The 4,288-nt window shown below is 62.4% G+C and carries 4 protein-coding genes; all 4 read right to left on the bottom strand.

What is annotated here, in order from left to right; all coding sequences use genetic code 11:
• Positions 1-167 (bottom strand): GTP-binding protein (locus tag B2Z70_RS15470; RefSeq protein ID WP_414690869.1); only part of this gene is annotated, 167 nt, incomplete at its 3' end.
• Between the two features lie 39 nt (positions 168-206).
• Positions 207-677 (bottom strand): 30S ribosomal protein S7, encoded by a 471-nt coding sequence (gene rpsG / locus B2Z70_RS12220; protein WP_009801141.1) that lies wholly within the window; start codon positions 675-677, stop codon positions 207-209.
• A gap of 12 nt (positions 678-689) precedes the next feature.
• Positions 690-1,061: a 30S ribosomal protein S12 gene (gene rpsL / locus B2Z70_RS12215; RefSeq protein ID WP_009801142.1), complete on the bottom strand. Its 372-nt coding sequence runs from the start codon at positions 1,059-1,061 to the stop codon at positions 690-692.
• A 502-nt stretch (positions 1,062-1,563) separates the two neighbouring features.
• Positions 1,564-4,288: DNA-directed RNA polymerase subunit beta' (locus B2Z70_RS12210; protein WP_518167579.1), on the bottom strand; the 2,725-nt coding region annotated here is incomplete at its 5' end.

Below are 4,288 nucleotides of genomic sequence, written 5' to 3'. Positions count from 1 at the left end.
TCCTGCTCCATCCAGTCCATGGTCGCAGCGCCATCGTGCACTTCGCCGATTTTGTGCGATTTGCCGGTGTAGTAGAGGATCCGCTCGGTCGTGGTGGTTTTACCAGCATCGATGTGAGCCATGATGCCGAAGTTGCGGTAGTCCTCGATTTTATAGTCGCGGGCCATGGGGAGGGTCCTTAATCAGGATTCAAGCGTCAGCTGGAATTACCAGCGGTAATGCGCGAACGCGCGGTTGGCTTCGGCCATCTTGTGCGTGTCTTCACGCTTTTTGACCGAGGAGCCGCGGTTGGAAGCGGCGTCCATGAGCTCAGCGGCCAGCCGCTCGCGCATGGTGTTCTCGTTGCGGTTCCGGGCCGCGGCGGCCAGCCAGCGAATGGCGAGCGCCTTGCGGCGATCCGGACGAACCTCAACCGGAACCTGGTAGGTGGCGCCGCCGACCCGGCGGGAGCGCACTTCGATTTCCGGAGCCACATTGTCCATGGCTTCGTGGAAGACGCGAACCGGCTCGCGCTTCACTTTTTCCTCGATGATGTCGAGGGCGCCGTAGATGATGGCTTCAGCGGCGGATTTCTTACCGTCGATCATGATGTAGTTCATGAACTTGGTCAGATCGCGATCGCCGAATTTCGGGTCGGGAAGAATCTCGCGCTTCTCAGCGCGGTGACGACGAGACATGAACGCCTCTCCTTATTTCGGACGCTTGGCGCCGTATTTCGAACGACGCTGACGACGGTCTTTCACGCCCTGGGTGTCCAGAACGCCGCGCAGGATGTGGTAACGCACGCCCGGCAAGTCTTTCACACGGCCGCCGCGGATGAGCACGACGGAGTGTTCTTGCAGGTTGTGACCTTCGCCCGGAATGTAGCTCACGACTTCATAGCCGTTCGTCAGGCGAACCTTGGCGACTTTACGAAGCGCTGAGTTCGGCTTCTTCGGGGTCGTGGTGTACACGCGCGTGCAAACGCCACGGCGTTGCGGGCACGCCTGAAGCGCGGGAACCTTGTTCCGCTTCGGCTTGTCTTTCCGCGGTTTGCGGATGAGCTGGTTAACTGTAGGCATCAGGCCTCTATCCGTTCCTGTTCCTGTTTTCCCGTCCGGTTGCGTGACGAAGACGCGAAAACCCGACCGGGGCGCGACGACTGTTGCCGTTCGTCCGCGGACGGTGTTGAAGCTTGTGTTTTTCTGTTCCGGGCGACGTCTAATCCAAACCCTCGCCCGCAGCGGACTCAGGACGGATTACGGCTCACCCCCGAAATCGAGCGCGGAACCTACTCAGGGCAGGCCATTCCGTCAAGATCACTGACAGGGGAAATTTGCAGGCCCGGCAAGTACCGGATATCGCCCGTCTTTCCCTGCCAGCCAAGGGCTTCACGCCCCCCTGCCCGCCTCACTCGCCTCATCGATTGACGAAAGCGGGCGGGACAGGAGCCGGATACAGGATTGATTTCCCCTTAACAAAAGCCGTCCGGGACAGCTGCGAATCCCTGAATGCGACCTTCGCCAGCAAAAAGCCCGCCAGCATGCGCTGACGGGCTTTCCGTTTCAGATCGGGGCGGGAACGCTAGTCCTCGCCCTGAGCCTCTTCGGCGGCGGCTTCGGCGATTTCGGCCGGCAGGGCCTCGTCGCCTGAGTCCACGGCTTTCTTCTGCTCCGCAATCCGTTCCTCGTCACGCGCATCGGCCTCGACCTGATACTCGCGCATCATCGAGCCCGTGCCCGCCGGGATCAGACGGCCCACGATCACGTTCTCCTTGAGGCCCTCAAGGGTATCCACCTTGCCCTGCACCGAAGCTTCAGTCAGCACGCGGGTGGTCTCCTGGAAGGAGGCCGCGGAGATGAAGGAGCGCGTCTGCAGCGACGCCTTGGTGATGCCCAGAAGAACCGGGTCAGCCACCGACGGACGCTTGCCTTCCGCTTCCAGCTTCTCGTTGGTTTCAAGCCATTCGATCTTGTCGACCTGCTCACCGGTGAGATAGCCGGAATCGCCCGGATGGGTGACTTCCATCTTCTGCAGCATCTGCCGGACAATCACTTCGATGTGCTTGTCGTTGATCGGCACGCCCTGCAGACGGTAGACCTCCTGGATCTCGTTGATCAGGTAGTCCGCCAGCGCTTCCACGCCCAGGATCCGCAGAATGTCGTGCGGAGCCGGGTTGCCGTCGAGCAGATACTCGCCGCGCTGGATGATATCGCCTTCCTGGACCGTCAGGTGTTTGCCCTTCGGCACCAGGTATTCCACCGGTTCCGCATCATCGCCTTCAGGCGTGATGGAAATGCGGCGCTTGTTCTTGTAGTCGCGACCGAATTCGACGCGGCCGGTCATCTCGGCGATGACGGCGTGGTCTTTCGGTCGACGCGCTTCGAACAGCTCCGCCACACGCGGCAGACCGCCGGTGATGTCGCGGGTCTTGGCGCCTTCGGTCGGGATACGGGCCAGAACGTCGCCCGGCTGGACCATGTCGCCGTCATTGACGGAAAGAATGGCGCCCACCGACAGCATGTAGTTCGCCGGCTTGTCGGACAGCTTGACCGGTTCGCCGTTCTCGTCGGTGACAACCATGGCGGGCTGGATCGACGCGGACTTGGAGCCCGTGCCCCGCCAGTCGACCACAACCTTCGAGGCGATGCCCGTGGCTTCGTCGACGTCTTCCTTCACCGACAGACCGTCGATGATGTCGATGAGCTTCACGCGACCGCCCGCTTCGGTGACGATCGGCATGGTGTACGGGTCCCACTCGGCCAGACGCGCGCCGCGCTTGACCTGCTCGCCGGCGTCCACGCGCAGCTTGGCGCCGTATTGCAGCTTGTAGGTCTCGAGCGGATTGCCGTCCTGGTCCGTGACCTGCACCTGCATGTTCCGGCTCATCACGATGAAGGAGCCGTCAGAGGCTTTCACCGTATTGCGCTCCACAAAGGCGACCTTGCCCTCGTGGGTGGCTTCGATGAAGGACTGCTCGGACACCTGCGCCGTACCGCCGATGTGGAAGGTCCGCATGGTCAGCTGGGTGCCCGGCTCGCCGATGGACTGGGCCGCGATCACGCCGATCGCTTCGCCCATGTTCACCTTGGTGCCGCGCGCCAGATCGCGACCATAGCAGGTCGCGCAAACGCCGACGCGGGTTTCACAGGTCAGCGGCGAGCGCACCTTGATGGTGCTGACGCCGGCGTCTTCAAGCGCCTGGGCCAGCTCTTCATCAAGATAGGTGTCTGCTGGAGCCAGGACCTCGCCCGAGGACGGATCCTTGACCGCTTCCGCAGTGTGACGCCCCAGAACGCGCTGGCTGAGCGGCTCCACGATGTCGCCGCCATTGACCACGGCGCCCAGGGTGATGCCCTGAGAGGTGCCGCAATCATGCTCGGTGACGATGCAGTCCTGCGCCACGTCGACGAGACGACGGGTCAGATAACCCGAGTTCGCCGTCTTCAGCGCGGTATCCGCCAGCCCCTTACGAGCGCCGTGGGTGGAGTTGAAGTACTCCAGAACCGTCAGGCCCTCTTTGAAGTTCGAGATGATCGGCGTCTCAATGATCGAGCCGTCCGGACGGGCCATCAGGCCCCGCATGCCGGCGAGCTGTTTCATCTGGTTCTTGGAACCCCGGGCGCCGGAATGAGCCATCATGTAGACCGAGTTCACCTCGCCGTCGCGGCCATCCTCGGCCTTAACGGGTTTGGAGATCTCGTCATACATGGCGTCCGCCACCTTGTCGGTGCACTTCGCCCAGGCGTCGACGACCTTGTTGTACTTCTCACCCTTGGTGATCAGGCCGTCCACATATTGCTGCTCGTAATCGCCGACCAGAGCGCGGGTTTCACCCACGAGGTCCTTCTTGGCGTCCGGGATCAGCATGTCGTCCTTGCCGAAGGAAATGCCGGCGCGCGCCGCTTCCTTGAAGCCCAGGGCCATGATCTTGTCGCAGAAGATCACGGTCGCCTTCTGGCCGGTGTGGCGATAGACGATGTCGATCAGGCCGCCGATGGCCTTCTTGGTCAGGAGGCCGTCGAGCACGTCCGGCTGCACTTCAGGGTGCTTGGGCAGGTGCTCGAGCAGCTTCATGCGGCCCGGCGTGGTCTCGATGACCTTGGTGTACTCATTGCCTTCGCGATCGACGCCGGAATAACGCGCCTTCACCTTGGCGTGCAGGGTGACGACGCCGGCGTCGAGCGCCGCCTCGATCTCGCCCATGGAGCCGAAGACCATGCCCTCGCCCGGTTCGCCGTCCTTGATGATGGACAGGTAGTACAGGCCCAGCACGATATCCTGGGACGGCACGATGATCGGCTTGCCG

The sequence above is a fragment of the Oceanicaulis sp. UBA6590 genome, from assembly GCF_002433705.1.
Lineage (GTDB): Bacteria > Pseudomonadota > Alphaproteobacteria > Caulobacterales > Maricaulaceae > Oceanicaulis.
This window is presented reverse-complemented; position numbering and strand designations above follow the sequence as displayed.